The sequence below is a fragment of the Zhihengliuella sp. ISTPL4 genome (assembly GCF_002848265.1).
GTDB lineage: Bacteria > Actinomycetota > Actinomycetes > Actinomycetales > Microbacteriaceae > Microbacterium.
This window is the reverse complement of record NZ_CP025422.1, coordinates 492,767-519,391: the sequence shown is the minus strand read 5'-3', so window position 1 is coordinate 519,391 and position 26,625 is coordinate 492,767. Positions and strand designations below refer to the sequence as shown.

24 protein-coding genes are annotated in these 26,625 nt (G+C 71.1%); 4 read left to right on the top strand and 20 right to left on the bottom strand.

Annotated features, from left to right (window positions below):
- Positions 1–5: 5 nt before the first annotated feature.
- From proB to rplU, 4 genes are all read right to left on the bottom strand, one after another.
- Complete coding sequence (gene proB / locus CYL12_RS02505) at positions 6–791, bottom strand: glutamate 5-kinase (RefSeq protein WP_101845238.1); 786 nt, start codon at positions 789–791, stop codon at positions 6–8.
- A complete protein-coding gene (gene obgE, locus CYL12_RS02500; protein WP_101845235.1) occupies positions 788–2,287 on the bottom strand; it encodes a GTPase ObgE in 1,500 nt (499 codons plus the stop codon). Before obgE ends, proB begins: the two co-directional genes overlap by 4 nt.
- A gap of 98 nt (positions 2,288–2,385) precedes the next feature.
- Positions 2,386–2,643: a 50S ribosomal protein L27 gene (rpmA, locus tag CYL12_RS02495; RefSeq protein WP_025104972.1), complete on the bottom strand. Its 258-nt coding sequence runs from the start codon at positions 2,641–2,643 to the stop codon at positions 2,386–2,388.
- 18 nt (positions 2,644–2,661) lie between these two features.
- Positions 2,662–2,970, bottom strand: a complete 309-nt coding sequence (rplU, locus tag CYL12_RS02490) for a 50S ribosomal protein L21 (protein WP_199399175.1) — start codon at positions 2,968–2,970, stop codon at positions 2,662–2,664.
- A 213-nt stretch (positions 2,971–3,183) separates the two neighbouring features.
- On the opposite strand from rplU, the gene CYL12_RS02485 reads away from it, so the two are divergent.
- Positions 3,184–3,450, top strand: coding sequence for a DUF4031 domain-containing protein (locus tag CYL12_RS02485; RefSeq protein ID WP_101845231.1), 267 nt, complete (start codon positions 3,184–3,186; stop codon positions 3,448–3,450).
- Here CYL12_RS02485 and CYL12_RS02480 read toward each other — a convergent pair.
- Positions 3,415–5,901: an Rne/Rng family ribonuclease gene (locus CYL12_RS02480; RefSeq protein WP_101845229.1), complete on the bottom strand. Its 2,487-nt coding sequence runs from the start codon at positions 5,899–5,901 to the stop codon at positions 3,415–3,417. The two genes, CYL12_RS02485 and CYL12_RS02480, sit on opposite strands and share 36 nt — an antisense overlap.
- Before the next feature lie 281 nt (positions 5,902–6,182).
- On the opposite strand from CYL12_RS02480, the gene CYL12_RS02475 reads away from it, so the two are divergent.
- Entirely contained in the window at positions 6,183–6,794 is a 612-nt protein-coding gene (locus tag CYL12_RS02475; RefSeq protein WP_101845227.1) for a vitamin K epoxide reductase family protein, read from the top strand.
- A 68-nt stretch (positions 6,795–6,862) separates the two neighbouring features.
- Here CYL12_RS02475 and ndk read toward each other — a convergent pair whose 3' ends face one another.
- The 4 genes from ndk to ileS are packed head-to-tail and all read right to left on the bottom strand — an operon-like array spanning position 6,863 to position 12,498.
- The gene (gene ndk / locus CYL12_RS02470; protein ID WP_025104977.1) at positions 6,863–7,279 is read right to left on the bottom strand and encodes a nucleoside-diphosphate kinase; all 417 of its coding nucleotides are present in this window, start codon (positions 7,277–7,279) and stop codon (positions 6,863–6,865) included.
- 1 nt (position 7,280) lies between these two features.
- On the bottom strand, positions 7,281–7,694 hold the full coding sequence (locus CYL12_RS02465; RefSeq protein WP_233486817.1) for a DUF4233 domain-containing protein: 414 nt from the start codon (positions 7,692–7,694) through the stop codon (positions 7,281–7,283).
- Complete coding sequence (locus CYL12_RS02460) at positions 7,691–9,043, bottom strand: bifunctional folylpolyglutamate synthase/dihydrofolate synthase (protein WP_101845222.1); 1,353 nt, start codon at positions 9,041–9,043, stop codon at positions 7,691–7,693. Before CYL12_RS02460 ends, CYL12_RS02465 begins: the two co-directional genes overlap by 4 nt.
- Positions 9,040–12,498 carry an isoleucine--tRNA ligase gene (ileS, locus tag CYL12_RS02455; RefSeq protein ID WP_101845220.1) on the bottom strand — a complete coding sequence of 1,153 codons (3,459 nt, stop codon included), beginning with the start codon at positions 12,496–12,498 and terminating at the stop codon, positions 9,040–9,042. Before ileS ends, CYL12_RS02460 begins: the two co-directional genes overlap by 4 nt.
- 342 nt (positions 12,499–12,840) lie before the next feature.
- Here ileS and CYL12_RS02445 point away from each other — a divergent pair, with 342 nt between their 5' ends.
- Complete coding sequence (locus tag CYL12_RS02445) at positions 12,841–13,482, top strand: pentapeptide repeat-containing protein (RefSeq protein WP_101845218.1); 642 nt, start codon at positions 12,841–12,843, stop codon at positions 13,480–13,482.
- Here CYL12_RS02445 and CYL12_RS02440 read toward each other — a convergent pair.
- The 11 genes from CYL12_RS02440 to CYL12_RS17065 form a co-directional block, all read right to left on the bottom strand.
- Positions 13,472–14,980 carry an ATP-binding cassette domain-containing protein gene (locus CYL12_RS02440; protein ID WP_101845216.1) on the bottom strand — a complete coding sequence of 503 codons (1,509 nt, stop codon included), beginning with the start codon at positions 14,978–14,980 and terminating at the stop codon, positions 13,472–13,474. The genes CYL12_RS02445 and CYL12_RS02440 overlap by 11 nt on opposite strands.
- Complete coding sequence (locus tag CYL12_RS02435) at positions 14,977–15,789, bottom strand: ABC transporter permease (RefSeq protein WP_101845214.1); 813 nt, start codon at positions 15,787–15,789, stop codon at positions 14,977–14,979. The genes CYL12_RS02440 and CYL12_RS02435 overlap by 4 nt, the downstream gene beginning before the upstream one ends.
- Positions 15,786–16,733 (bottom strand): ABC transporter permease, encoded by a 948-nt coding sequence (locus CYL12_RS02430; protein WP_101845212.1) that lies wholly within the window; start codon positions 16,731–16,733, stop codon positions 15,786–15,788. The genes CYL12_RS02435 and CYL12_RS02430 overlap by 4 nt, the downstream gene beginning before the upstream one ends.
- A 46-nt stretch (positions 16,734–16,779) precedes the next feature.
- Positions 16,780–18,393, bottom strand: a complete 1,614-nt coding sequence (locus tag CYL12_RS02425; RefSeq protein WP_101845210.1) for an ABC transporter substrate-binding protein — start codon at positions 18,391–18,393, stop codon at positions 16,780–16,782.
- A gap of 82 nt (positions 18,394–18,475) precedes the next feature.
- Positions 18,476–20,002, bottom strand: a complete 1,527-nt coding sequence (locus CYL12_RS02420) for a serine hydrolase domain-containing protein (RefSeq protein WP_101845208.1) — start codon at positions 20,000–20,002, stop codon at positions 18,476–18,478.
- The gene (locus CYL12_RS02415) at positions 19,999–20,712 is read right to left on the bottom strand and encodes a type 1 glutamine amidotransferase (protein ID WP_101845206.1); all 714 of its coding nucleotides are present in this window, start codon (positions 20,710–20,712) and stop codon (positions 19,999–20,001) included. Before CYL12_RS02415 ends, CYL12_RS02420 begins: the two co-directional genes overlap by 4 nt.
- A complete protein-coding gene (locus CYL12_RS02410) occupies positions 20,709–21,821 on the bottom strand; it encodes a dipeptidase (protein ID WP_199399174.1) in 1,113 nt (370 codons plus the stop codon). Before CYL12_RS02410 ends, CYL12_RS02415 begins: the two co-directional genes overlap by 4 nt.
- Before the next feature lies 1 nt (position 21,822).
- Positions 21,823–22,710: an aminotransferase class IV gene (locus CYL12_RS02405; RefSeq protein ID WP_101845204.1), complete on the bottom strand. Its 888-nt coding sequence runs from the start codon at positions 22,708–22,710 to the stop codon at positions 21,823–21,825.
- Positions 22,711–22,742: 32 nt separating this feature from the next.
- Positions 22,743–23,891, bottom strand: a complete 1,149-nt coding sequence (gene menC / locus CYL12_RS02400) for an o-succinylbenzoate synthase (protein WP_101845202.1) — start codon at positions 23,889–23,891, stop codon at positions 22,743–22,745.
- A complete protein-coding gene (locus CYL12_RS02395) occupies positions 23,888–24,577 on the bottom strand; it encodes a MurR/RpiR family transcriptional regulator (RefSeq protein ID WP_025104992.1) in 690 nt (229 codons plus the stop codon). The genes menC and CYL12_RS02395 overlap by 4 nt, the downstream gene beginning before the upstream one ends.
- Entirely contained in the window at positions 24,574–25,350 is a 777-nt protein-coding gene (locus tag CYL12_RS17065) for a GNAT family N-acetyltransferase (RefSeq protein WP_158297071.1), read from the bottom strand. Before CYL12_RS17065 ends, CYL12_RS02395 begins: the two co-directional genes overlap by 4 nt.
- Positions 25,351–25,443: 93 nt before the next feature.
- Between CYL12_RS17065 and CYL12_RS02385 the strand changes: the two genes are divergently transcribed.
- Positions 25,444–26,592: a M20/M25/M40 family metallo-hydrolase gene (locus CYL12_RS02385; RefSeq protein WP_101845197.1), complete on the top strand. Its 1,149-nt coding sequence runs from the start codon at positions 25,444–25,446 to the stop codon at positions 26,590–26,592.
- The last annotated feature ends 33 nt before the right edge of the window (positions 26,593–26,625 follow it).

The window sequence follows — 26,625 nt, the reverse complement described above, 5'->3', positions numbered from 1 at the left end:
CCAGTCTAGGAGGTGGCCGGCTCGAACCAGGTTCCGATGTCGGCCCCGGCGAGGGCCTGATCGACGAGGTCGGCGCTCGTCACCAGGACGCCGATCCCGGAGGCCGCAGCCAGCCGAGCGGCGGAGACCTTGGTCGCCGCTCCCCCGGTCCCGACGCTGTTGACGACGGTCGCGCCGAACTCCAGTCCGGACAGGTCCGCGTCGGGAGCGACGACATCGATGGGCTCCGCGCCCGGATCGCTCGGCGGTCGGGTGTACAGCGACTCGATGTCGCTGAGCAGGATGAGCGCGTCCGCCTCGATGAGCTGCGCCACGAGGGCACCCAGCCGGTCGTTGTCGCCGAAGCGGATCTCCTGCGTCGCGACTGTGTCGTTCTCATTCACGATCGGCAGCGTGCGCAGTCCCAGCAGGCGCTCCATCGCGCGGCGCGCGTTCGAGCGCGACGTAGGGTTTTCGAGATCTCCGGTGGTGAGCAGCACCTGGCCGGCGACGATGTCGAAGGGACGCAGAGCTTCCTGGTACCGGTAGACGAGGATGTTCTGGCCGACGGCCGCCGCCGCCTGCTGTGTGGCGAGATCGGTGGGTCGCGCGTCCAGACGGAGGAACGGGATGCCGGAGGCGATCGCCCCCGACGAGACGAGGACGACCTCGGCGCCGCGGGCATGCGCCGCCGCCAGGGCCTCGACGATCACCGGGATACGCCAGGACGACTCGCCACTGATGGACGACGAGCCCACCTTCACGACGATCCGCGTCGCCGTCGCGAGATCGGCGCGCGTGCGTGCGGTCACGCCTCGTCCTCGCGGTACGTGGCGAGGCGCTCCGCCTCCAACTCCGCGCGCGCCTGCGCCTTGGCGTCCATGCGCTCGTAGTACTTCTCGCGACGCTCGGACGTGGTCCGGCGGGCGTTCGGCGCCAGACGCGGGTCCGTGCCGCGAGGCGCCGTCATGAGCTCGGCGGCGGAGCTCATCGTGGGCTCCCAGTCGAAGACGATGCTGTCACCCTCGCCGATGACGACGGTCGAGCCCTGGACGGCGCCGAGGCGGAAGAGCTCGTCCTCGACGCCCAGCTTCTCCAGGCGGTCGGCGAGGTAGCCCACGGCCTCCTCGTTCTGGAAGTCGGTCTGCTGCACCCAGCGCACCGGCTTCTCACCGAGGATGCGGTAGACATTGCCGTACGTGCCGCCTTCGACCCGGATGGTGAACGGCTTGACGGAGCCCTTCGGCCGGATGACGACGCGCTCGCGCGGCACCTCGACAGCGGTCTCCTTGCGGTGCTTCTCGACCAGCTCACCGAGCGCGAGGGTGAGCGGGCGCAGCCCCTCGTGCGAGACCGTGGAGATCTCGAACACGCGGAATCCGCGGGCCTCCAGATCAGGACGCACGAGATCGGCGAGGTCACGGGCCTCCGGCACGTCGACCTTGTTCAGTGCGACGAACTGCGGGCGCTCCAGCAGCGGCGTCTGCCCCTCCGGCACCTCGTACGCGGCCAGCTCGGCGAGGATGACGTCGAGGTCCGAGATCGGGTCGCGGTTCGGCTCCAGCGTCGCGCAGTCGAGAACGTGCAGCAGGGCAGAACAACGCTCGACATGCCGCAGGAACTCGAGTCCGAGCCCGCGGCCCTCGCTCGCGCCCTCGATGAGACCGGGGACGTCGGCGACCGTGTAGCGGAAGTCTTCGACCTGGACGACTCCGAGGTTCGGGTGCAGCGTCGTGAACGGATAGTCGGCGATCTTCGGTCGCGCGGCGGAGATCGCGCCGATGAGGCTCGACTTCCCGGCGGACGGGTAACCGACGAGCGCCACGTCGGCGACGGTCTTGAGCTCGAGCACGACATCGCCCTCGAAACCGGGGGTGCCGAGCAGGGCGAAACCGGGGGCCTTGCGCTTCGGAGTCGCCAAGGCCGCGTTGCCGAGACCGCCCTGGCCACCGGCTGCCACGACGAAGCGCTCCCCGGGCTCGATCATGTCGATGAGGACGTCGCCGTCCGGGCTCTTCACCACGGTGCCGACCGGGACGGGCAGCTCCAGGGTCTCGCCGTCGAAGCCGGAGCGGTGGTCGCCCATGCCGGGACCGCCGTTGCCCGACGAGCGGTGCGGCGAATGGTGGTAGGACAGCAGCGTCCCGGTCTGCGTGTCAGCGACGAGGACGATGTCACCGCCGTCGCCCCCGTTGCCGCCATCAGGGCCGCCGAGGGGCTTGAACTTCTCCCGGTGCACGGAGACGCAGCCGTTGCCGCCCTTGCCTGCACGCAGGTGCAGTGTGACGGTGTCGACGAACGTGACCATGTGCGAGTCCTTCGGTTGCTCAGGGTGCCTGACGGCAGATACACGGACGGGGCGAGCCGAAGCCCGCCCCGAACCGGATGTTTAGCGTGGTGCTGTGATCACTCAGCAGCAGCGACGATGTTGACGACCTTGCGGCCGCCCTTCGCGCCGAACTCGACCGCACCGGCGGCCAGAGCGAACAGCGTGTCGTCGCCACCACGGCCGACGTTGGCGCCGGGGTGGAAGTGCGTGCCGCGCTGGCGGACGATGATCTCGCCGGCGAGGACCTGCTGACCGCCGAAGCGCTTCACGCCGAGGCGCTGTGCGTTGGAGTCACGACCGTTACGGGTGGAGCTTGCGCCCTTTTTGTGTGCCATGTCCTGGTCTCCTCGGTCTTACTTGATGCCGGTGATCTTGACGCGCGTGAGCTCCTGGCGGTGGCCCTGACGCTTCTTGTAGCCGGTCTTGTTCTTGTACTTCTGGATGACGATCTTCGGGCCGCGGAGGTTGCCGACGACCTCAGCCGTGACGGTCACCTTGGCCAGCGCGTCGGCGTCGGTGGTCACCGTGGAGCCGTCGACGAGCAGCACAGCGGGCAGCTGGATCTGGTCGCCCTGGGCAGCCTGAACACGGTCGAGCTGAACGATGGTGCCGACCTCGACCTTCTCCTGCCGGCCACCGGCGCGCACTACTGCGTAAACCACTTCATACCTGTTTCGTTGGGGAGCACGCGGCTCCGAGAATCTCACGGGAAGACTGTTGCTTGCATGCGTCGCTGGTACGACGGGCGCGAATGCAAGACTCTCCGCTTCGGCCGTCGAGGACGACGCGGCATGCGCACCAAGGGACTACTTTACCGGATGCCGGCTGACCTCGCAAAGTGAGCCGCGTCGCGCGTCCGGTCGTAGGCTGACGGGGTGACCGTACTCGTCGACGACCCCCGCTGGCCCGCCCACGGACGCCTGTGGGCGCACCTGGTCAGCGACGACAATCTCGCCGAGCTGCACGCGTTCGCTCGCGCGCACGGCATCCCTGCTCGCGCCTTCGACCTCGACCACTACGACGTCCCGGAGGACGCTGTCCCCCGGCTCGTCGCGGGCGGTGCCCAGCGGGTCCCCGGCAAGGAGCTGGTCCGGCGCCTGATCGCCTCAGGCCTCAGGGTCCGCGGGCGCGACCGGCGCTGAGCCCTCCGAGCTCACGGACACCGGCGTCCCGGAGAGGGCGGCGGTGGTGACCCGACGCCGTCCACGACCCTGACCCGGCGCCTTCGGCTCCGGCAGCGCGTCCAGCACCGAGTCGAGCAGTTCCTCGGTCGGCGTCTTCGGTCCCTTGCGGTCGCCGCGCTTCTTCCGCGCCTTCTTCGGACGCTCGGCTGCGGGCGCCGGCGCGGACTCGACGGCCGGCACCTCGGCGGCCGGCTCACCGGCCGGCGCGATCGTGGAAGCGGCGATCTGCGCGAGGGCCGACTTCGCCCCCTCCGTGATGCTGTGGGTGACCGGCGGGGCGGCGGGCGCGGCGTGGTTGTTGCCACCGCCGTTGCCGTTGCCGTTTCCGCCGTTCCCGCGCTGGCGGCGTCCGCCGTTGCCGTTGTTGCCACCGCCGTTGCCGCTGCCGTTCGCGCGGTGCTTCACGACCGGGTCGTGGTGCACGATCACGCCGCGGCCGGCGCACACCTCGCACGCCTCGCTGAAGGTCTCCAGCAGCCCGAGACCGAGCTTCTTGCGGGTCATCTGCACGAGACCGAGCGAGGTGACCTCGGCGACCTGGTGCTTCGTGCGGTCGCGGCTCAGGCACTCGATGAGGCGGCGCAGCACGAGGTCGCGGTTGGACTCCAGCACCATGTCGATGAAGTCCACGACGATGATGCCGCCGATGTCGCGCAGCCGCAGCTGACGGACGATCTCCTCGGCGGCTTCGAGGTTGTTCTTGGTGACGGTCTCCTCGAGGTTGCCGCCGGAGCCGACGAACTTGCCGGTGTTGACGTCGACGACCGTCATGGCCTCGGTGCGGTCGATCACGAGCGAACCGCCGGAAGGCAGCCAGACCTTACGATCCAGGGCCTTCTCGATCTGCTCGGTGATGCGGAACGCGTCGAACGGGTCGACGTCGTCCTCGTAGGCCTCGACACGCTCGAGCAGGTCGGGCGCGACGCTCTCCAGGTATGCCCGGATGGTGCGCTGCGACTCCTCGCCCTGGATGAGCATCTTCGTGAAGTCCTCGTTGAAGACATCACGGACGATCTTCACGAGCAGATCAGGCTCGGCGTGCAGGAGCGCCGGTGCCTGCTGGCTCTCGACCTGCTTCTGGATGTGCTCCCACTGCGAGGTGAGACGCTGCACGTCGCGGGTCAACTGCTCCTCGGTCGCGCCCTCCGCAGCCGTGCGCACGATCACGCCGGACGACTCGGGCAGCACCTCCTTGAGGATGCGCTTGAGGCGCGCACGCTCGTTGTCGGGGAGCTTGCGGCTGATGCCGTTCATGGAGCCGCCGGGCACGTACACGAGGTAACGGCCTGGCAGCGAGATCTGGCTCGTGAGGCGGGCGCCCTTGTGGCCCACCGGGTCCTTGGTGACCTGGACGAGCACGCGGTCGCCGGGCTTCAGCGCGAGCTCGATGCGACGGGGCTGGTTGCCGGTCTCGACGCCATCCCAGTCCACCTCGCCCGAGTAGAGCACCGCATTCCGGCCGCGACCGATGTCGACGAAGGCGGCCTCCATGCTGGGAAGCACGTTCTGCACGCGACCGAGGTAGACGTTGCCGATCAGCGAAGCGTCCTGGTTGCGGGCGACGTAGTGCTCCACGAGCACGCCGTCCTCCAGCACACCGATCTGCGTGCGGCCGTTCTTGGAGCGCACGACCATCTTGCGGTCGACGGACTCGCGACGCGCGAGGAACTCGGCCTCGGTCACGACCGGACGACGACGACCGGCGTCACGGCCGTCACGACGCCGCTGCTTCTTGGCCTCGAGCCGGGTCGAACCCTTGATCGCCTTCGGCTCGGTGATGTACTCGACGACCCGCTGGCGCTGGCGCGGCTCTTCGCGCTGGTCATCGCCCTCGGATCCGCCGCGGCGACGGCGCCCGCGGCGCCCTCCCCCGGACTCCTCCTGGTCACGCTCCGGCGCACGGTCGTCCCGACCGGGGCGCGCGGGAAGCGGGACCACCTCCGGCGCGTAGAAGTGCAGCTGCGTCGACACCTGCGACACGAAGACCTCGGGCAGCAGCCCCAGGGACACTGCGGTCACGGCGGCCGGCTTCTCCGGCTCCGGCGCAGCCGCAGCCTCCTCCGCGAGCTTCTCCTCTGTCGGGGCTTCGTCGGCGGGCTGCTCTTCGGCAGGAGCCTCGTCCGCGGACTTCTCCTCCGTCGGCGCCTCGTCGGCGGGCTGCTCTTCGGCAGGAGCGTCGTCCGCGGACTGAGCTTCCGCCGCAGGCTGATCGCCTTCGGCGGGCGCCTCGTTCGTCGGAGCCTCGTCGGCGGAAGAATCCGGGGCCGAGACGTGCTCGACCGGCGCCTGCTCCGCGGGAGCGTCAGCCTCCGCTGCAGCAGCCTCGTCGGTGGGCGCCGTCAGCGGCTCCGCGGCGTCAGCCGGGGCGTCGAGGGCGGGGGCGTTGTTGTCATTGTTCTCATCGGCCATCTCTGGCGTGCTCCCTGGCACGGGTCACTGCGTGTCCCGTGAAATCTCATGCGGCACCCGCGGGTGCCGCGAACTCAATCGGCCTGCGACCGGCTCATGGCTCTGGTCGCGTGGGGCATGGGCCCCGAAGTCTGCTCGACGCGTGTCGCGGCAACGCCGTTCATCGCATCACAGGTCATTATCGCACCACATCGGTCTGATCGCGGCATCCCGCCGGCCTCAGCCGTTTTCTCCGGGCGGTTCTCGCCCTTTCCATAGCCGTCGCTGGGATAATCCCGAGCATGAGCGAGCAGCGCACCCGCCCCGTCGTCTATGCCGTGTGGTTGATCATCGCGAGCGTCATCGGCTGGTACGCCGCCTTCCAGCTCACCGTCGAGAAGTTCGCGCTGCTGGAGAACCCGCAGGAAGCGCTCGGGTGCGACCTCAGCCCGTTCATCCAGTGCAGCGTCAACCTCCAGTCGTGGCAGGGATCGGTGTTCGGCTTCCCGAACCCGATCATCGGCCTCACCGGCTGGATGGCGCCGCTCGTCGTCGGCGTCGCGATCCTCGCCGGCGCGCGGTTCCCGCGGTGGTTCTGGGCGGCGTTCGGCGTCGGCATCACCTTCGCGTTCGGCCTCGTGTGCTGGCTGATCGCGCAGAGCCTGTACAGCCTCTTCGTGCTCTGCCCCTGGTGCATGGTCACCTGGGCGGTGACGATCCCCACCTTCTTCGCGACCATGGTCCACCTCGCCCGCAACGGCACCTTCACGCGCAACGCGAAGGTCCGCGCCACGGCCGACAAGCTCATGCCGTGGGTGCCGCTGGCGACGGTCATCGCCTACGCGCTGATCATCTTCCTGGCGCAGCTGCAGGGACTCGACTTCCTCGGCGAGATGGCGAGGATCCTCTTCTGAGTCCGCTCGATCGAACGACGAAGCCCGTCCGCCATTCCGGCGGACGGGCTTCGTCGTGAGGATCGGGGTCAGTCGAACCAGATGCCCAGCTCGCGGGCGGCCGACTCGGGGCTGTCCGAGCCGTGCACGAGGTTCTGCTGCACCTGGAGGCCCCAGTCGCGGCCGAAGTCGCCGCGGATGGTGCCCGGCGCGGCGGTCGTGGGGTCGGTCGTGCCCGCGAGGGAGCGGAACCCCTCGATGACGCGGTTGCCCGCGAGACGGATCGCCACCGAGGGGCCGGACATCATGAACTCGAGAAGGGGCTCGTAGAACGGCTTGCCCTCGTGCTCCGCGTAGTGAGCGGCGAGGAGGTCGCGGTCGGGCTCGACGAGGCGGATGTCGACGAGCGCATAGCCCTTGGCCTCGATGCGGGCAAGGATCGTGCCGGTGAGGCCGCGGGCGACACCGTCCGGCTTGACGAGGACGAGGGTTTCTTCGGTGGCCATGTCATTCACTCTCTGTGTCTGCGTTCTGCACGGTCGGAGACTCGCTCGGGCGTCGTGCGTCCAGGCGGGCCCCCATGATGGTCGCATACGCCCACATGCCGCCGAAAATCAGGACGACGAGGAGCACGGCGGGGACGGCGATGGCCGAGAGGGCCACGACGATCTGCACGATCCAGCCGGCGGGGATCGCCCAGGGCTTCGTGATCATGCCCGCGATGACGACGCACGCCACGGCGACGACGGCGCCGCCCACGATCCCCCACCACTGCTCGATGCCCGCCGGCAGTGCCTTCAGGCCGAAGATGGTGAGGCCGACGAGGAAGACGACGATCGCCTCGAAACCGAGCACCACCGGGGCGAGCTTCTGGACGAGAGTACGCGGTGCGCGCGGTCGACGCGGGGCCGCGGCGTTCATGCGCGCCACCCGGACTTCCAGTCCTCCTCCTCGGAGAGCGCGATCGCCTCGCCCGCGAGGACGACGGAGCCGGCGATGACCACCGCCCGACGATCCGACGAAGCCGCCCACTCCCTGGCCGCATCAGCGGCGTCCGCGAGCGACGGGTGCACGGTGGCGCGCTGTCCGGCCTGTTCGACGAGGTCGGCGATGAGGTCGGCATCGCTGGCGCGGTCGGACTCCGGCGCGGTCGCGAACACATGCGCGGCGGCGGGTGCGAGACGCGCGACGATGCCCGCCGCGTCCTTGTCTGCGAGGACGCCGAGCACGAGTCCCCACTCGTCGAAGTCGAAGCTGTCGTCCAGAGCCTGGGCGAGCGCGGCGGCGCCATGCGGATTGTGCGCGGCATCGACGATGACGGTGGGGGCGATGCCGAGGAGCTGCAGGCGCCCGGGAGACGTGCTGCCCTGCAGTCCGTCCGAGATCACTCCGCCCGCGATCGCCTGAGCGGCGCCGCCGATGAGCGACTCGACCGCGGCCACGGCCAGGGCGGCGTTGTGGCCCTGGTGGGCGCCGTACAGCGGCAGGTACTCCTCCTCGTACTGCCCGGCGAGGCCGCGGATGGTGAGGAGCTGACCGCCGACGGCGAGCTTCTGCTCGGCGAGCCCGAAGTCCTCCCCCTCGAAGGCGATGGTGGCATGACGCTCCGCGGCCACGCGACGCAGCACGTCGGCGGCCTCGGCGGGCTGCTGAGCGGAGACGACGGCAGCGCCTTCCTTGATGATGCCGGCCTTGACCTGGGCGATCTCGGCGATGGTGCTTCCCAGGCGGTCCGCATGGTCGATGTCGATCGGAGCGAACACCGCCACGTCGCCGTCCGCGGTGTTCGTGGAGTCCCACTCGCCGCCCATGCCGACCTCGAGCACGAGCACATCGACGGGCGCATCGGCGACCGCGACGAAGGCGAGGACGGTGAGCAGCTCGAAGAACGTCAGCGGGGCCTCCCCCGCCTCCTCGAGCTCGGCGTCGACGATCCCCACGAAGGGCTCGATCTCGTCCCAGGCGTCGGCGACGGCCTCGTCCGCGATCGGCTCGCCGTCGATCATGATGCGCTCGGTGAAGCGCTCCAGGTGCGGGCTCGTGAACAGGCCGGTGCGCAGATCATGGGCGCGCAGCAGGCTCTCGATCATCCGCGCGGTCGACGTCTTGCCGTTGGTCCCGGTGATGTGGATGACACGGTAGGTGCGCTGCGGATCGTCGAGATACTCGAGGATGCGCGCCGTCCGCTCCTTGCGCGGCTGCACCCACCGTTCCCCGGCTCGGCTCAGCAGCGTCTCGTAGACGGCGTCGGCCCGGTCTCTCGCACTCATGCGCCCACCTCGATCTTGGTTACGGAGATCGTGAAGTCACCGCGGTTGGCATACTTCCCGCTCGGAACATCCACGGCGAATTCGATAGCAGCATCGGCAACGGAGTCCGCCGACGCCGCAAACACGGCTGCGTATCCGAGGGCGATGGAACCATCCGGATCCACGACGGCATACTCCTCGGCCAGCGTTTCTTCAGCGACTCGCGCGGCGTCGAATGCGGCGGCAACGGCGTCCGCATCGTCGGCGTTAGCGAAGGAGAGCCTCAGTCGAATGCGGTCGCTCACGTCAAGTCCCGCGTTCTTCCGCGTCTCCTGGGTCGCGCGGATAACGTCGCGCGCCAGACCCTCGGCCTCCAGCTCCGGCGTCGTGTCGGTGTCGAGCAGGACGAACCCTCCGGACGGGACGATGGCCAGGGCCTCCCCTTCGGGGCGACCCGTGGTCTCGAGGACGAGGTCGTACTCGGCGGGCTCCAGCGCGATGCCGCCGGCGGTCACGACGCCGTCGGTCTCGGACCATTCACCCGAGCGCGCGGCCTGGATGGCCTTCTGCACGTCCTTGCCGAGGCGCGGACCCGCGGCGCGGGCGTTCACGCTCAGCCGGTGGCTGATGCCGTACTCCCCGGCCGCCTCATCGGTCAGCGGGACGAGCTCCACGGTCTTCACGTTGAGCTCCTCGCGGAGGATGTCCTCGAACTGGCCGAGGTCGGCCGCGAGCGGAGAGACCACCGTGAGCCGTGCGAGCGGCAGCCGCACGCGCAGCTTCTCCTTCTTGCGCAGCGCGTTGCCGACGCTCGACAGCTCACGGACGGCATCCATGGCGTCGCGGATCTCGTCGGCGGCAGGGAACTGGTCCGCATCCGGCCAGTCCTGCAGGTGCACGCTGCGCCCGCCGGTGAGGCCCTGCCACACGCGCTCGCTGATGAGCGGGACGAGCGGCGCGGCCACGCGGCACAGGGTCTCCAGCACGGTGTACAGCGTGTCGAAGGCCTCGCGGCTCTTCGGGTCGTCCGTCACGCCCACCCAGAACCGATCGCGCGAGCGGCGGATGTACCAGTTCGTCAGCACCTCGGCGAAGTCGCGCAGTCGCGCGGACGCGGTGGTCGAGTCCAGACCCTCCAGATCGGCCCGGACCTCGCGGACGAGGTGGCCCAACCGCGCGAGGATGTACCGGTCGAGGACGTCGGTCGAGTCGGTGCGCCACGACGCCTCGTACCCGCCTCCCTGGGTTGCTGAGCCTGCTCCTCCCTGGGTTGCTGAGCCTGTCGAAGCATTCGCGTACGTCGCGAAGAAGTACCACGAGTTCCACAGCGGCAGCAGGAACTCCCGCACGCCGGACCGGATGCCCTCCTCGGTGACGATGAGGTTGCCGCCGCGGAGCACCGCACTGGACATGAGGAACCAGCGCATCGCGTCGGACCCGTCGCGGTCGAGCACCTCGGACACGTCAGGGTAGTTCCGCAGCGACTTCGACATCTTGTAGCCGTCGCTGCCGAGCACGATGCCGTGGCAGCTGACGCCCGTGAACGCCGGCCGGTTGAACAGCGCCGTCGAGAGCACGTGCATGACGTAGAACCAGCCGCGGGTCTGGCCGATGTACTCCACGATGAAGTCCGCCGGGGAGTGCGAGTCGAACCACTCCTGGTTCTCGAACGGATAGTGCACCTGCGCGTACGGCATCGAGCCGGAGTCGAACCACACGTCGAAGACGTCGCCGATGCGCCGCATCGTGCTCTTGCCCGTGGGGTCGTCCGGGTTCGGCCTGGTCAGATCGTCGATGTAGGGGCGATGCAGGTCCACCTCGCCCTCCGGGTTGCGCGGCAGCGTGCCGAAGTCGCGCTCCAGCTCCTCCAGCGAGCCGTAGGCGTCGACGCGCGGGTACTCCGGGTCGTCGCTCTTCCAGATCGGGATGGGTGAGCCCCAGTAGCGGTTGCGGCTGATCGACCAGTCGCGAGCGCCCTCGAGCCACTTGCCGAACTGCCCCTCCTTCACGTTCTCCGGCACCCAGGTGATCTGCTCGTTGTTCGCGAGGAGGTCGTCCTTGATGTCGGTGACCCGGATGAACCAGCTCGACACGGCCTTGTAGATCAGGGGGTTCCGGCAGCGCCAGCAGTGCGGGTAGGAGTGCTCGTAGCTCTGCAGCCGCACCAGGCGGCCGTTGTCACGGATGATCCGCACGAGCGGGGTGTTCGCCTCCATCCACAACTCGCCCGCGACATCGGTGACGTTCGGGAGGAAGCGCCCGCCGTCGTCGAGGGACAGGATCGTCGGGATGCCGGCCCCGCCGGCGACGCGCTGGTCGTCCTCACCATAGGCGGGTGCCTGGTGGACGATGCCGGTGCCGTCGGTCGTGGTGACGTAGTCGTCGACGAGGATGCGCCAGGCGTTCCCCGTGCCGTAGGTCTCCTCGTCCGCGTAGTAGTCGAACAGGCGGTCGTAGGTGATGTCGGCAAGCTCGGCGCCGCGGAGCGTGGCGTCGACCGCGGCGAGCGCGTCCTCCGGGCTCTCGTAGCCCAGGTCCTTGGCGTAGCCGCCGAGCAGGTCCTTCGCGAGCAGGTAGCGGTGTGCGGAGGCCTCGACGGCGAGCTGGTCGGCCGAGGGAGCGGCGCGCCCCTGGTGCACGTCGGAGGCGCCGGCGGGACCGGCGGGCAGCACGACGTACTCGATGTCCGGCCCCACCGCGAGCGCGAGGTTGGTCGGCAGGGTCCACGGGGTCGTCGTCCAGGCGAGGGCTCGGACCCCGGTGAGACCCAGCGCCTCGGCCTTCGCCCCGGTGAGCGGGAAGGTGACCGTGACCGACGGGTCCTGTCGCATCTGGTAGACGTCGTCGTCCATGCGCAGCTCGTGGGCGGACAACGGCGTCTCATCGCGCCAGCAGTACGGGAGGACGCGGTAGCCCTCGTAGGCGAGTCCCTTGTCGTACAGGGTCTTGAAGGCCCAGAGCACGCTCTCCATGTAGCCGAGGTCGAGCGTCTTGTAGCCGCGCTCGAAGTCCACCCACCGGGCCTGACGGGTGACGTAGTCCTCCCACTCCCGCGTGTACTTCAGGACCGAGGAGCGCGCCTTCTCGTTGAAGACGTCGATCCCCATCTCCTCGATCTCGCTCTTCTCGGTGATCCCGAGCTGCTTCATCGCCTCGAGCTCGGCCGGCAGCCCGTGGGTGTCCCACCCGAAGACACGGTCGACCTTGTGCCCGATCATGGTCTGGAAGCGGGGGAACACGTCCTTCGCGTAGCCCGTGAGCAGGTGGCCGTAGTGTGGGAGGCCGTTCGCGAACGGAGGACCGTCGTAGAACACCCACTCCGGCGCGCCCTCGCGCTGCTCGATGGAGGCGCGGAAGGTGTCGTCGGTCTTCCAGAAGTCGAGCACCTCCTCCTCGATCTGCGGGAAGCGGGGGCTCGGCGCCACAGTGGCGGCCTGGTCGGCAGCGGGGCCGAAGGAGGAGCGCGGGTAGGTCATGGTCTCTCGCAGTGGTCGTCGTGGCGGATGCTGCTGCGAGGACGATCCTCGCGGACCGCGGTACCACCTCGCGTGCCCCTGCATCCCCTCGACAAGCTCGGGGACCCACGGACCACTCTCACTGCGGCTGTGACGGGCCTGCCCCGCTCGGTTCTACTGAGTCCGTCGCCGGACCGTTCTTCCGAGAGCTCCCCGGTGATGGCCGGATCGATGCTCGTACCGCCATTGTACGCGTGCTCCTCCCCTTGCGGATTCCCTTCGAGGTCGCGGCAAGACCCGCCGGAACCTGCTCGGCCCGGGAGAAGGGACGGAGGTGTCGGAGGGAGGACATAGCCTCGGAGGATGCCGAACTCCCCGACCGCACCCCGTGTGTCCGCGCCCGACCTCCCGCCCGTGCTGGAGCCCCGTGAAGCCGCGCGCCGGGCCGACCTCCTCGCCGCCGCAATGGACCTCGCGGGCACCGTCGACCTCGCGTACGCCACGCTCGAGCAGTGCGCGGTGCAGGCCGACGCCGACAGCATCGACCTCACCGGGGCCACGCTCCTCGATGTCGACCTGCCCGAACCGCGCATCGCGTCGCTCCGGCTGCGGAACGCGAGCATCCGTCGACTCCGGATCACGGGCGGCCGCATCGGGACCCTCGACCTGGGTGACGCCCGCGTGGCCGAGCTCGAGCTGCGGGACGTGCGCATCGACTACCTGAACCTGGGCGCCGCCCGCGCCGAAGACGTCGACGTGGTGGGCTGTGACATGCGCACGATCGACCTCCCGCAGGCCGAACTGACGCGCGTCCGGTTCCAGACCACGCGCAGCGACGAGGTCGACCCTCGGGGCCTGCGGGCGAAGGACCTCGATCTCCGCGGTCTCGACGCGCTGTCCTACCTCGACGTCCAGAGCCTGCGCGGAGCGACTCTCTCTTCGGTGCAGGTGCAGCAGCTCGCGTCGGTGATGGCGGCGGGGCTGGGGATCATCGTCACGGACTGACGGGGCCACTCGCCGCGAGCAGCTCCCGGGTGAACGGATGCTGCGGGGCGGCGAACACCTCCTGCGCAGGCCCCTGCTCCACGATCCGGCCGTCCTGCATGACCACCACGTCGTCCGCGACGGCGCCGACGACGTCGAGGTCATGGGAGACGAAGACCATCGTGAGCCGCCGCTCCTCCTGCACCCGCGCGAGAAGGCGGAGCACGCGTTCCCGCACCGACGGGTCGAGAGCCGAGACGGGCTCATCCAGGACCAGGACCTCGGGATCGGCGGCGAGCGCTCGGGCCAGGGCCGCCCGCTGCCGCTGCCCGCCCGACAGGGCCTCCGGCCGCCGCGCCGCCAGACTCTCATCGAGCCCGACTTCCGCGAGCAGCGCACGCACCCGCGTCCGACGCTCCCCGCGCGGCACGCCTCCTGCCTCCAGAGCCTCCTCCAGCGATCGCCCGATCGTCCACCGCGGGTCGAAGGCGCCGAGCGGGTTCTGGTGTACGAGCTGCACGCGTCGGGTCCCGGTCCAGCGCAACACGCCCGCATCCGGCCTCTCGACACCGACCAGCATCCGCGCCAGGGTCGTCTTGCCCGATCCGGATTCGCCGACGACGCCCAGCGTCCGCCCCGCGGACACCGTGAACGACGCGTCGACGACGGCCGGCACCCCGCCGAACGCCTTGGACAAGCCCTCCGCGACGAGTACGGCCTCGGAGAGCGCGGCGCGCTCCTCTCGCGGCTCGTGCATCGTCGCCGCGATGAGCTGCTGCGTGTACGGGTGCTCGGGAGAGGCGAGCACAGCCGCGACCGGGCCGGACTCCACGATCCGGCCGTCCTTCATCACCAGCACGCGGTCCGCCACCCGGCGCACCGCCGCGAAGTCGTGACTGATGAAGACCACGGCGGTGCCGTCGTCGACGATCTCCCGCAGCAGCACGAGGATCCGCGCCTGCACGGTCGCGTCCAGGGCCGTGGTGGGCTCATCCGCGACGAGCACCGCGGGGTTCCCGGCCAGCGCCGAGGCGATGAGCGCGCGCTGCCGCAATCCTCCGGAGAGCTCCTGTGGACGCTGCCGTGCACGGCGGTCGGGGTCGGGCATCCACACCCGTCCGAGAAGCTCCCGCACCCGCGCAGCGACCGCCGCGCGCCCGCGCACGAGGCGGTGCAGCCGCAGCGGTTCCGCGATCTCGTCCGCGATCCGGCGCAGCGGGTCCAGCGACACGAGGGCGTCCTGCGAGACGAGACCGATCTCGGCCCCGCGGACCCGCCGCCAGGCGTGCTCCGTCAGCGCGGCGGCGTCCACGCCGCCGATGCGGAGCCGGTCGACCACGACCTCGGCGGCCCGCGGCGTGAGGCCGAGCAGGGCGCGCGCCGAGAGCGACTTCCCTGCCCCCGACTCCCCCACGATCGCCACGCACTCGCCGGGCTGCACGGCGAACGAGACGTCCTCCACCACGGGGGTCCCCGCGAAGGCGATCCGCAACCCCTCGACTTCCAGCGCCGCACTCATGCGTCCTTCCCATCCGCCCGCGCACGGAGGATCCGCCCGATGATGGTCGCGCACACCACGGTCAGCGTGATCGCGAGACCGGGGAAGACCGATACCCACCACGCCTGTCCCAGCACGTTGCGGCCGCCGGCGAGCATGAGGCCCCACTCCGGGGTCGGCTCCGACGGCCCGAGGCCCAGGAAGCTCAGCCCCGCGGCGGCGAGGATGCTCGATCCGATCCCGATGGTCGCCAGCACGCTCAGCGACCCCAGCACTCCCGGGATGACGTGGCGGCGGAATGCCCGCAGCGACGGCACGCCCAGGATGCGGGCGGCCTCGACGTGTTCGGCCACGCGGAGCGTTCGGGTCTGCACGCGGGCGAGCCGCACGTACACCGGCGCGGCGGCCAGCGTCACCGCGATCGCGATGTTCACCGGTCCCGGACCCAGCACGGCCACCACGACGAGCGCCACCAGGAACTCCGGGAACGCCATGAGCACGTCGTTGATGCGCATGAGCGTGACGTCCACGCCCCGGGGCGACATGCCGGCGAGCGCCCCGACGAGCAGGCCCGCGGCGAGGGCGATGGCGGTGGCGAGCAGGCCGATCCCGACTGAGCGCCCCGCGCCGAACACCACGCGGGAGTACACGTCGCGGCCGCTCTGGTCGGTGCCGAAGACGTGCTCGGCACTCGGCGGCAGCAGAGCGGCCCGGACCTCGGTCTGCAGCGGATCGTGGGTGGCGAGCAGTCCCGGCCACAGGGCGGCGACGGCGACCACGGCCAGCACGAGCGCGGCGGCGCCGAGGAGGAGCCGCTGCCCCCGACTCATCGGACGGCTCCCGGTCGCGAGAAGGCGGCGACGCGGGGGTCGATGAGCGGATGCACGAGCTCCACCACCACGTTGATGACGACGAAGACGAGAGCGCTCAACAGGATGATCCCGGTGAGGACGGGGAGATCGCGGTCGTTGATGGCGGCGAGGGTGACCCGCCCCAGGCCGGGTCGGGCGAACACGGTCTCGACGAGCACCGCGCCCCCGAGGACCGATCCGGTGAGATAGGCCGCGAGGGTGACCGCCGACGCGGCGCCGTGCCGTACCCCGTGCCGCACCGTGAACCAGGTCGGCCCGGCGCCCCGCGCACGGACCGTCTCCGCGAACGGCATCCGCTCCGCCTGCATCAACCCATCACGCAGCACCTGGCTGAGCAGTGCCGCGACCGGGAGCGCGAGCGTGATCGCCGGCAGGACGATGGTCGCCGGATTGCGGGTGCCCGAGACGGGGAACCACCCCAGTCCGAACGCGAAGACGCTGAGCAGCAGCAGCCCGATCCAGAACACCGGCGAGGAGAGCACCACGAGCTCGACGCCGGCGGCGACGGTGCGCCCGACACGGCCCCGCACGAAGACCGCGACCACGAGGGCGAGAACGACGGCGATCCCCAGAGCCAGGGCCGAGAGCTGCACGGTCGCACCCAGCTGCCGTCCGATGACCTCGGTCACCGGCAGCCGCAGCTGGTACGACTCGCCGAGGTCACCCCGGGCGAGCTGCCCGATGAAGCCGACGTACTGCTCGAGCGGCGGACGGTCGAGCCCGAGGTCGGCGCGGATGCCGTCCTTGACCGCCTCGCTCACCTGCGCCTGCGGGCCCAGCATCACCGAGACCGGGTCGCCGGGGATCACCCGGAAGGCCAGGAATGCGACGGTTGCGGCCCCCCACAGCACGATGACCACCGAAGCGACCAGCCCGAGGGCGCGGCCGAGCACCGCCTTCACGGTTCGATCACTCCGCCCGCTCCCTCGAAACGACGGCCGCCGGATGTCAGCCGAGGCTCACATCGTAGAAGAGCGGCCGCCCGTAGAGGTCGTACTCCAGCCCCTGCACGCGCTCCCCGACCGCCGTGATCGCCGACGGGCTGTAGAGCGGGACGATGGCCGTGTACTCCGCGTTCCACTCCTGCAGCTGCGTGTAGAGCTCGTTGCGGGCGTCCTGATCGCTCGACGCGACGGCCTCTTCCAGGAGCGCGTCGATCTCCGGATCGCTCACCTGCGAGGCGTTCTGGAAGCCGTCGGTGTGCAGGTGCGCACGGAGGAAGTCGGCGTCCACGCCGGAGAAGCCCCAGTCGGTGAGGTCGAACGTCTTGGGCTCGTACTGGGCGTTGTAGGCGCCGGGCTCCAGCTCCTCGCGCTGCACCTCGAAGCCGATGGCCTTGAGGTCCGACTGGATCGCGTTGGCCAGCGCCGCGCGGTCGTCGGGGACCGGGGTCCAGGCGATCCACCGCACGGACAGGCGCTCGCCGTCCTTCATGCGGATGCCGTCCGCGTCGCGCTCCGTCCAGCCGGCCTCGTCGAGCAGGGCGTTCGCGGCGTCCTGATCGAACGGCCAGGAGTCCTCCAGCGACGCGTCGTACCCCGGGGTCGTGCTGCCGAGGACGCTCCACGCCCGCGGGAACTGCCCGAAGTAGATCTCCTCGACCGCCGCGTCCACGTCGATGCCGCGGGCGAACGCCTGCCGCACCTTCTCGTCGGCGAAGACGCCGTACTTCTCGTTCAGGTAGAGCGAATAGGGCAGGCCGGGGTACTCCACCGAGTCGACCGTGACGCCGGCGTCGTCCAGACCGGCGACCTGGTTCGGCGGGATGTTGCTGGCGAGGTCGGCTTCTCCGCTCTCGATCACTCCGGTACGCACCGACGCCTCCGGCTGGATCTGCACGCGCAGCGTCTCGAACGCCGGCGCCTTCGTCTCGTGCGGGCCCCAGGCGTAGTCGTCGTTGCGCGTGTAGACGATCTCCTGGTCGGCGGTGTACTCGGTGAGCACGAAGGGTCCGGTGCCGACGGTGACGTCGGGACCGCCCGCCTTGAGCTTGTCGGCCGACTCGGCCAGCACCGCGGGCGAGTAGAAGCCGAGCTGCGCGGTGCTCGCCGCCTGCAGGAACGGCGCGTAGGGCTGCGTGAACGAGACCTTGACCGTGTGGTCGTCGACGACCTCGGTGCCGGCGTAGAAGTCCGCGCCCATCATGCTCGCCGCCTGGGCTGACGCCGTCTCCGGGTCGACGATGCGGTCGAAGTTCGCCTTGACGGCCTCCGCATCGAACGACTCGCCGTCGGTGAAGGTCACGTCGTCGCGCAGCGTGAAGGTGTACTCCGTGCTGTCCGGCGAGACGTCCCAGCTCTTCGCGAGCCACGGGCTGAACGTGCCGTCGTCCTCCTGGAAGACCAGGGAGTCGAGCACCGCCCGCTGCACCATACCGGAGACGTCGAGCTGGCTCACCTGCGGGTCCATGTGCCCCGCGGACAGGTTCGCGCCCTCGATCGACCAGACGAGCTCACCGCCGTCGCTCTCCGTCGACGGGCCGGCGCACGCGCTCAGCACCAGGGCGGTGGCGGCGGCGAGCGCGGCGAAGGGCAGGAGGCGACGCACGGGGGTGGCGGGCATGAGGATTCCTCAGAACGGACGGGTCGGGATGTCCCCATCCTAGGGCGGTTTTTTGGACTCGGTCGATCTGTGCCGTCCGGGGTCAGCCCGACGGCAGGACGATCCGGTGCCGCTCGGCTGCTCCGGCGCGCTCTCCCTCGAGGAGGGTCTGTCCCGGCGCGACCACCGCCGCGCTCACCCCCTGCACGCGAGGCTCCGGAAGTCCGACCAGCCGTACGTCGACGAGGAGGTCGCCGCGCCTCCCCGCGATCCGCCAGCGCATCTCGGCCTCCGTTGCCGCGCTGACCACGCGATCACCGAAGGGCTCCTGCTCCGCGCAGAATCCGCCGATCTCCTCGATCTGGGTCGCCAGTCGGGCATCGCGGACATCGGCCGGGATGTCATCGAGCACGTGGTCGGCGAGGAACGGGTACTCCGCGGCGGGCCGACCGGACTGGAGCGCGACGTCGAGAGCCCGCGCGGCGGCGACCGTCTCCTCCCACGGGTGCAGGACCGCGGAGGGGGCGTCGGTCCTTTCGAGCAGCTGCTGGAGCGCGGCGCCTGCGATCCGCCGAGCACCGAACTCGTCGGAGTTCCCGAAGGCCACGACGCCGACGCCGGTGGCCGCATGCCAGCGCATGTGCGCCGAGAAGCCGGGGAGGCCGCCGGAGTGCTGCACGACGCGGCCGAACCGCCGATCGTCCTCGATGAAGAGGCCGTAGCCGTAGCCGGCCCCCGCGAGATCGCGCCCGTCGAACATCGTCGAGGGCACGGGGATCGGTGTGCGAGCCTGCTGCAGCTCCCGTCGCGACGCCGGAGCCAGCACGTCGGGCGCGACCGGGTCGTCGGTGAAGGCCGAGCCGAGGAACCACATCCACGTGGCGATGTCGTCGACGGTGCTGAACATGCTGCCGATGCAGCCCAGCGCCCCGGAGCCCACGAACGGCTCGGGGCGGAACGTGGCGCCGTCGTCGAAGGTCCGGAAGCCGCCGGCCAGCACCTCCGGGGCGTACCCGTCCGACGCGGCCGCCGTCCGGCGCAGCCCGAGGGGCTCGAGCACGGCCTCCCGGATCACGTCCTCTACGGCCCACCCCGTCACCGCTTCCACGGCGCGGCCGAGCAGCGACTGGCCGAGGTTGGAGTACTGGTAGACGGTCCCCGGTGCGGCCGCGAGGCGCACCCCACCCGCGAACAGGGCGGCGATCTCCGCGCGGGAGGCGCCGAGATGTCGGTCCACCCAGGCGTTGTCCTCTCCCAGACCCGAACGGTTGGAGAGCAGCAGGTCGCCCGTGACCTCGACGTCGGCACCCCGATGCCTCAGCCGGACCTCCGGCAGGTAGGTGCGGATCGGCGCGTGGAGGTCGAGCAGGCCGCGGTCTCGAAGGGAGAGCACGGTGGCGGCCAGGAAGCTCTTGGACATCGACGCGATGCGGAAGACGGTGTCCCGCGTCGTCGGGGCCTCATCGACGAGGGGATGGCCGTGGGTGAGCACTGCGCGGACGCTTCCCCGTTCGGCCACCGCGGCGATCGCGGCCGGGGCGGCACGACGCGCGCGCTCGTCCAGGCCGTGGCGGAGGGCCTCCGCGGCGGTCTCCTCCGGGACGAGGAAACCCGCATCCTCCCCGGTCATGCCGGGACCCCCGCGCGCACCTCGTCCGCGAAGGCCTCGATCAGCGCGCGGCTGGCCGCGGTGTTGTGGTCGTGCACGCGCTCGGCGTCCGCGATGAGCGCGGGAAGCGAGCGTCCCTCTCCCCGCAGTGCCGCGTCGTCCCACCGGGCGAGATCGGCCGCGGAGGCCTCGGGATGGAACTGCACGCCGCGCACCCGCGCCCCCAGCCGGAAGGCCTGGTTCTCGACGGCGGCGCTCGATGCCAGCAGCACCGCCGCGGGCGGGAGCCGCGTGATCATGTCCTGATGGTTCTCGATCATCGGAGCCTCATCGCCGAGGGCTGCGAGCAGGGCGTCCGCACGCCCGGCCGCGGTGGGGCGGATGGGGGTCGCGCCGCGTTCGATGGGTCCGGTCTTCTCGGCGACCTCGCCGCCGGCCACGTGGGCGAGCAGCTGACCGCCCAGGCAGATGCCGAGGGTGGGGAGGTCGCGGGCGATGGTCTCCGCGGCGAGCGCGCGCTCGGCTGCGAGCCACGGCGCGCGGTCATCCTCGTCGGGCATGAGCCCGCCGCCCAGCATGACGAGTCCGGCGTAGCCGTCCAGGGAGGTGGGCAGCGGCTGCTCGGCTCCCACGATCTCGTCGACGTCGATCGCCTTCTCCCGCAGCCAGGTGCCGAGGCGGCGCGGGCCGGAGCTCGCGGAGTTCACGATCACGAGGACGCGCGGGTTCACAGCGCCCCCTCCCGAATCGTCGTGTCGACCGCCGGCACGAGCGCGGCCGCGGCGGGCTCTCCTGCGCGGCCGGCGAGGAAGGCCTCGTGGTCGGGGTCCGACGCCTCCAGCACGCGGAGGACGTTCTCGTGCGCCGCCGCCCGGAGGTCGTCCTCCGACCAGCCGCGATGCCGCAGCTCGGCGAACAGCGCCGGGTACCCGGAGACGTCGCCGAGACCGTCCGGCATCGCGTCGGAGCCGTCGTAGTCGGCGCCGATCCCGACCGCGTGTGCGCCGGCCACGCGACGCACGTGGTCCAGGTGATCGGCGACGTCTGCGACGCCGACGCGCGGCGCCTCTCCCACTTCCCCGGCTTCCCACCAGTCGCGACGGGCCTGCGAGACGAACGTGGGGACGAAGGGCACCATCACGACGCCGCCCTGCGCGCCGATCGCGGCGAGCACGTCGTCCGGCACGTTGCGGGGGTGGTCGCACAGAGCGAGGGCGCCGGAGTGGCTGACCATCACCGGGCGGGTCGTGACCTCCAGGGCATGCCGCATGGTCGTCGGAGCGACGTGCGAGAGGTCGACGAGCACACCGATGCGGTTCATCTCGCGCACCACCTCGCGTCCGAAGTCCGTCAGACCGCCGTGGCGCGCCTCGTCGGTCGCGGAGTCCGCCCAGGCGATCGTCCGCGACCAGGTGAGCGTCAGATACCTCGCGCCGAGCCGCGCGAACTGCCGCAGCACGGCCAGCGATCCGCCGAGCTGGTCGCCGCCCTCGATGCCGATGAGCGAGGCGATCCGCCCCTCCGCCATCGCCGCACGCACGTCGGCCGCCGTCCGAGCGATCGCGAAGCGCTGCGGGTGGGCGTCGACGAGGCGGTGCACGAAGTCGATCTGCTCGAGCGTGGCCACGACCTGCTCCGCCCCCTCCAGCACGGGATCGACCCAGACCGACCAGAACTGGCCGGCGACCCCGCCCGCGGTCAGTCGCGGCAGATCGGTCTGCGTGGCCGTCACCCGGCCGGAGAGCTCCGCGACCCGGTAGCCGAGCAGCGTCCTACTCGCCCAGGCGAGGTCGTTGTGGCCGTCGATCACCCGATCGATCGGCAGGTCCGCGTCGACCATCTCAGTCCTCTCGTCCATCCAGCACCGCGTTCATCCGCGCGGTGAGCGCCGAGTCCACGGCGCGCGCGACGCCGTCCAGCTCCCGCACGGGCACCGCACCGCGGGTGCTGGAGCAGAGCCAGAGGGCGTCCGCCCGCTCCAGATCGTCCCGCACCATCGGACCGACGCGGGAGGGCACCTCGGCGAGTCCCGCGAAGACGTCGGCCTGGGTCGTCCCGGGGAGCACCCCGTACTCGGGCGGTGGCGTGACCAGCGCGCCGTCGAGCCGCGCGATCAGCGTCGACCGCGGCCCTTCGAGGACGAACCCGTCGGCGCTGACGAAGAGGACGTCGTCCGCGCCCCTGCTCCGCGCCTCCCGCAGGGCCGCCTGGTTCACGGCGTAGGCGAGGGACTTCGCTCCCTGCAGCAGCCAGGGCGCCGTCTCCATGACGTCGTGCCGGTACCCGCGGTCGAGGACCACCGCCGAGACGCCGCGCGCGCGGACGACCTCCGGGTCCTCGCCCGCGAAGCCGAGCACCCACCCCGTCGGCCCGGCCGGGTCGATCTCGTCTCCGCGGGTCATCGCGAACTTGATCGAGGCGATCTCCCCGTCCCGCAGCACTCCGGGGCGGGAGACCTCGGCGGCCGCGCGGAGCACCGCCCGTGCCCACCGCTCGCGGCCCGGCGCGGGCAGCCCCAGGAGCTGCGCGGACCGCTCCAGCCGCACGAGATGCGCCTCCAGGGCCTGCGGCCTTCCTCCGCGCACCACGGCGGTCTCGAACACGCCGTCGCCGCGGGCGACGCCGAGGTCGGTCGCCCGGATGATCGGCTCCCGCGGATCGACGGCATGGATCCCGTCCTCCGCCGCCTCGGCGGCGAGATCGAGCCGGTACAGCAGCAGTGCGCGCATGGGATTCCGCTCTCGCAGGGTTCGGGGGCCGGTCAGCCCGCGGTCAGGACGGCCTCAGGGGCCTCGGCCGCGGAGGAGTCGAAGACGCGGGACGCGTCACGGGCGATGCGCTCGGCGAGCACCTCGTGTCCGATCCCCGGTCCGGTGGGGACCGTGACGCGACCGGCGACGGCGGTCACCGGAGGCGCGATGATGTCCGACTCGTAGTACTTGTCCGATCCCGACACATCCGACGGCAGCAGGAAACCGGGGAGCGAGGACAGCGCGACGTTCGCAGCCCGCCCGACGCCGAACTCGTGCATCCCGCCGCACCACACGGGGATGCCCGCGTCCCGCGCCACGTCGTGCGCCGCGCGGGCGACGGTGAGCCCGCCCATCCGCGACACCTTGATGTTGAGGACCCGCCCCGCCCCCAGCCGGATCATGGTCCGCAGGTCGCCGAGGTCGACGACCGACTCGTCCAGGCACACGTCCGTGTCGAGCCGCGCCTGCAGATCAGCGTGGGCCACGAGATCCCGCGGCGCGAAGGGCTGCTCGATCATGGTGAGCGCCTCGCGATCCAGGCGTGCGAACACCGCGGCCGCCCGCTCGTCGTCGGCATACGCGCCGTTCGCGTCCACGTGAAGGTCGAGGTCGGGGTAGGCGCCGCGCACCGCACGCACCGGCTCCACATCCCAGCCCGGAGCGATCTTGAGCTTGACGCGGGGGTAGCCGGCGGCGCGCTGCAGCTCCACCTGGGCCAGCAGCTCGTCGATCGACGGCTCGATGCCCAACGACACCCCCGCGACGACCTCGTCGCGCGTCCCGCCGAGGGCCGCGGCGAGCGCGATCCCCCGCCGCCGGGAGGCCAGGTCCCACACCGCGCCGGAGAACCCGGCCTTCGCGAACTCGTGCCCGCGGACCCGCGCCCACGACGCCTCCAGCTCCGCCGGCTCCTCCCCCTCGGCGCGGAGCAGCGCGGGCACCAGGTAGCGGGTCACGATCTCCCACGCGGTGACCGTGGTCTCCGCTCCGTAGAACGGATCGGACGGCGACGCGATCTCCCCCCACCCCGTCTGGCCGTCGGCATCGGTGACCTCGACGAGCACATGCTCGATGCCGGACTTGCGGTGCGAGCTCGTCTCGAAGCTGTGACGCAGCGGCTGGCGCAGGGCGAACAGCCGGACGCGGACGACCCTCACGCGTCCTCCTCCGGGCGGGCCCGCGCGGTCTCGGGGCCGTAGAGACCCAGGCGCGCCACCAGCCGGTCGCGTTCGGCGAGCCGCCGTCGCGCTCCCTTCGCGCTCGCCGTGGTGAGCGCGCTCAGCAGGTGGCACACCGCCGCGACCGGGGTCGGCGAGTCGGCGTACGACGCCGATCCCGTGCGCACCCGGATGAGCGAGGTCGCGATGGATGCGAGCGGGGCATCCTCGCTGTCGGTGATGACGACGAGCTGACCGCCCGCCTCGTGGAAGAGCCGCCCGAGCCGCACGGTCTCCTCCCGGTAGCGCCGCAGGGAGAACGCGATGAGGACGTCGCTGGCCCGGACGTCGGTGAGCACGGTGAGCGGCTGCAGCGCGTGCCCGTCGACGAGGAAGACGTTCGACAGCGTCGCCGAGAGATCCGCGTTGAGGAGCTGCGCGTACGCCGCCGCCTTGCCCTCGCCGGCCACGTACCGTCGTCGGGCGCCGAGCAGCAGCGCGGCGGCCTGCGGCACCTGGGCCGAGCGGCTGAGCTCCTCGAAGGTCTGGGCGAGGGTGCGCTGCTCGGTCTCGATGATCCGCGCCTGAATGCTCTCGGCGGAGAGGTTGGTGCGGATGCGCTCGCCGTAGCGGTCTCGCGGAGAGACGAGGTCGCGATCCTCCTGGTCGTGGTCGTGGTCGTTCATGCCGTGCCCTCCCGAGGTGTCGCGCGGTAGACCGCCGTGTCGTCGTCGAGGCGCGCGGCCCCTACGAGGAGGTCCCCGCGGCGGAATGCCGCGGTCATCGTCCGCTCCAGATCCCGCCGCAGCACCGCGCGCTCCTCGGCGTCGAGGGCGCCGGGTCGCGTCGGGATCGCGATCCAGGTGCCGCCGTCCGCCGCCACGGCTCGCCCCCAGTCGTCCGGCCCGAGCACGGGCGGGACGGGAAGCGACCGACGGGCCGGGCGATCGGCGACGTCCAGGTCCCAGGAGACCACCAGACGGTCGGTATCGGGACGGGCGTAGTAGTCGCGCTCGTAGGCGATGCCGACGGCCCCGAGAGAGCTCAGGTTGAAGTGCGCGTTGCGTGACAGCAGCGGATCGAACGTCCACCGCATCGTCCGCTGCCCCCAGCGCAGGGCCACGGCACGCTGCGCGAGCTTGAGCGCCTGGCCGACGCCGCGTCCCTGGTGCGCGGCATCGACGGCGGCCGCCTGCGAGTAGTGGAAGGACGCGCCGGTGGTGTCACAGCCGGCGAACCCGTACGCGAACCCGATCAGCTCTCCGTCGTCGGCGAAGGCGCCGACCGCGGAACCGCCGTTGCGGGCGAGGGCGGTGAGCAGGTTGGCGTTGAGGGCGTACTCGTTCTCCGTGTATGCGAAGACGCGGGCGTACAGCGCGGCGGCCTCACGGAACTCGGTGTACCGGGTGAGTTCGCGGCAGCCGTGGGCAACACCGGCGGCCACCGAAGAATGAGGCACGATACGTTTCCTAAGATTGAGGAGTCCTGCTGCTTTGAGCGATGCTATCGGCGGGTTGCGGGGCGATCAAGGGGCAAGATACGGTTCGTAACCGTGACGACTCTCTCGGCAGTGCGCGACGGGGACCATCCTTCCGACGACATCATCGCACTCGTGCGCGAACTCGTGCTGATCGAGACGCCGAGCCGCGACACGGAGGCGAGCGCCCGCATCGCCGACCTGCTGTCCGCCTGGTTCGCCGGCGTCGGCGGCAGCGTCCAGCGGATCCCGCACGAGCTCGGGACCGATCTCGTCATCGACGTCCCCGGTACCGGAGACCCGGTTCTCCTCATCGGCCACACCGATACCGTCTGGCCGGTCGGCACCCTGGCGGACGACCTGCCGTGGACCGAGGACGGGGATGTCGTGCGCGGCCCCGGTGCCTACGACATGAAGGCCGGCATCGTGGTGATGCTCGAGGCCCTGCGGCACCTGCAGTCCGTGCCGCTCGAACAGCGGCGCGCCGTGCGGATCGTGCTCGTCGCGGACGAGGAGATCGGCTCCCCCGTCTCGGGCCCCCTGCTCGCGGAACGGGCCAGGGGCGCGTCCTGCGCCATCGGATTCGAGTCCCCGCATCCCGACGGCGCCCTCAAGGTCGGCCGCCGCGGCAGTGCCCGGGTGCGCATCGCCGTCACCGGCCGCGCGGCCCACGCCGCACTCGATCCCGAGCACGGCGTCTCGGCGATCGACGAGCTCGTGGACCAGCTCCTCCTGGCCCGAGCGATCGTGGCCGACCCGGAGCTTCCGAGTCCGGTGCTGTGCAACGTCGGCGTCATCGACGGCGGCGCGAGGACCAACGTGGTGCCGGCGCACGCGGCGGCCGAGATCGGCCTCCGCTTCCGAGACCCGGACAGCGAGCAGCGCGTCCTCACCGCCCTCCAGGAACTGGCGCCGGTGCGCCCCGGCGCCCGCCTCGAGGTCGCCGTGCTGAGCGCCCGGCCCGCCTGGCAGGCCTCGGCGGAGGACACCGACCTCCTCGCCCGGATCGCCGCGGCCGGCGCCGCACTCGGCCAGCACGTCGACGGCCGCCCCGCGGCCGGCGCGGGCGACACGAACCTCCTCGGCGGAAAGGGTCTGCCGACCGTCGACGGCTTCGGCCCCCGGGGCGGCGGTGCGCATGCGCTGGACGAGCACTTCCTGCGCTCCTCCCTGCACGAACGCATCGCGCTCCTGCGTGCCGTGCTCACCGTCCCGGCGGAGTGACGATACGATTCCGGTTCGCGTGCCCGACCCGAA

Bases quoted from the DNA above. Each gene is read 5' to 3' on its own strand.
- obgE (WP_101845235.1), bottom strand. From the start codon at position 2,287: ATGGTCACGTTCGTCGACACCGTCACACTGCACCTGCGTGCAGGCAAG.
- rpmA (WP_025104972.1), bottom strand. From the start codon at position 2,643: ATGGCACACAAAAAGGGCGCAAGCTCCACCCGTAACGGTCGTGACTCC.
- CYL12_RS02480 (WP_101845229.1), bottom strand. From the start codon at position 5,901: ATGGCCGATGAGAACAATGACAACAACGCCCCCGCCCTCGACGCCCCG.
- CYL12_RS02475 (WP_101845227.1), top strand. From the start codon at position 6,183: ATGAGCGAGCAGCGCACCCGCCCCGTCGTCTATGCCGTGTGGTTGATC.
- ndk (WP_025104977.1), bottom strand. From the start codon at position 7,279: ATGGCCACCGAAGAAACCCTCGTCCTCGTCAAGCCGGACGGTGTCGCC.
- CYL12_RS02465 (WP_233486817.1), bottom strand. From the start codon at position 7,694: ATGAACGCCGCGGCCCCGCGTCGACCGCGCGCACCGCGTACTCTCGTC.
- CYL12_RS02460 (WP_101845222.1), bottom strand. From the start codon at position 9,043: ATGAGTGCGAGAGACCGGGCCGACGCCGTCTACGAGACGCTGCTGAGC.
- ileS (WP_101845220.1), bottom strand. From the start codon at position 12,498: ATGACCTACCCGCGCTCCTCCTTCGGCCCCGCTGCCGACCAGGCCGCC.
- CYL12_RS02445 (WP_101845218.1), top strand. From the start codon at position 12,841: ATGCCGAACTCCCCGACCGCACCCCGTGTGTCCGCGCCCGACCTCCCG.
- CYL12_RS02440 (WP_101845216.1), bottom strand. From the start codon at position 14,980: ATGAGTGCGGCGCTGGAAGTCGAGGGGTTGCGGATCGCCTTCGCGGGG.
- CYL12_RS02435 (WP_101845214.1), bottom strand. From the start codon at position 15,789: ATGAGTCGGGGGCAGCGGCTCCTCCTCGGCGCCGCCGCGCTCGTGCTG.
- CYL12_RS02425 (WP_101845210.1), bottom strand. From the start codon at position 18,393: ATGCCCGCCACCCCCGTGCGTCGCCTCCTGCCCTTCGCCGCGCTCGCC.
- CYL12_RS02420 (WP_101845208.1), bottom strand. From the start codon at position 20,002: ATGACCGGGGAGGATGCGGGTTTCCTCGTCCCGGAGGAGACCGCCGCG.
- CYL12_RS02410 (WP_199399174.1), bottom strand. From the start codon at position 21,821: ATGGTCGACGCGGACCTGCCGATCGATCGGGTGATCGACGGCCACAAC.
- CYL12_RS02405 (WP_101845204.1), bottom strand. From the start codon at position 22,710: ATGCGCGCACTGCTGCTGTACCGGCTCGATCTCGCCGCCGAGGCGGCG.
- CYL12_RS02395 (WP_025104992.1), bottom strand. From the start codon at position 24,577: ATGAACGACCACGACCACGACCAGGAGGATCGCGACCTCGTCTCTCCG.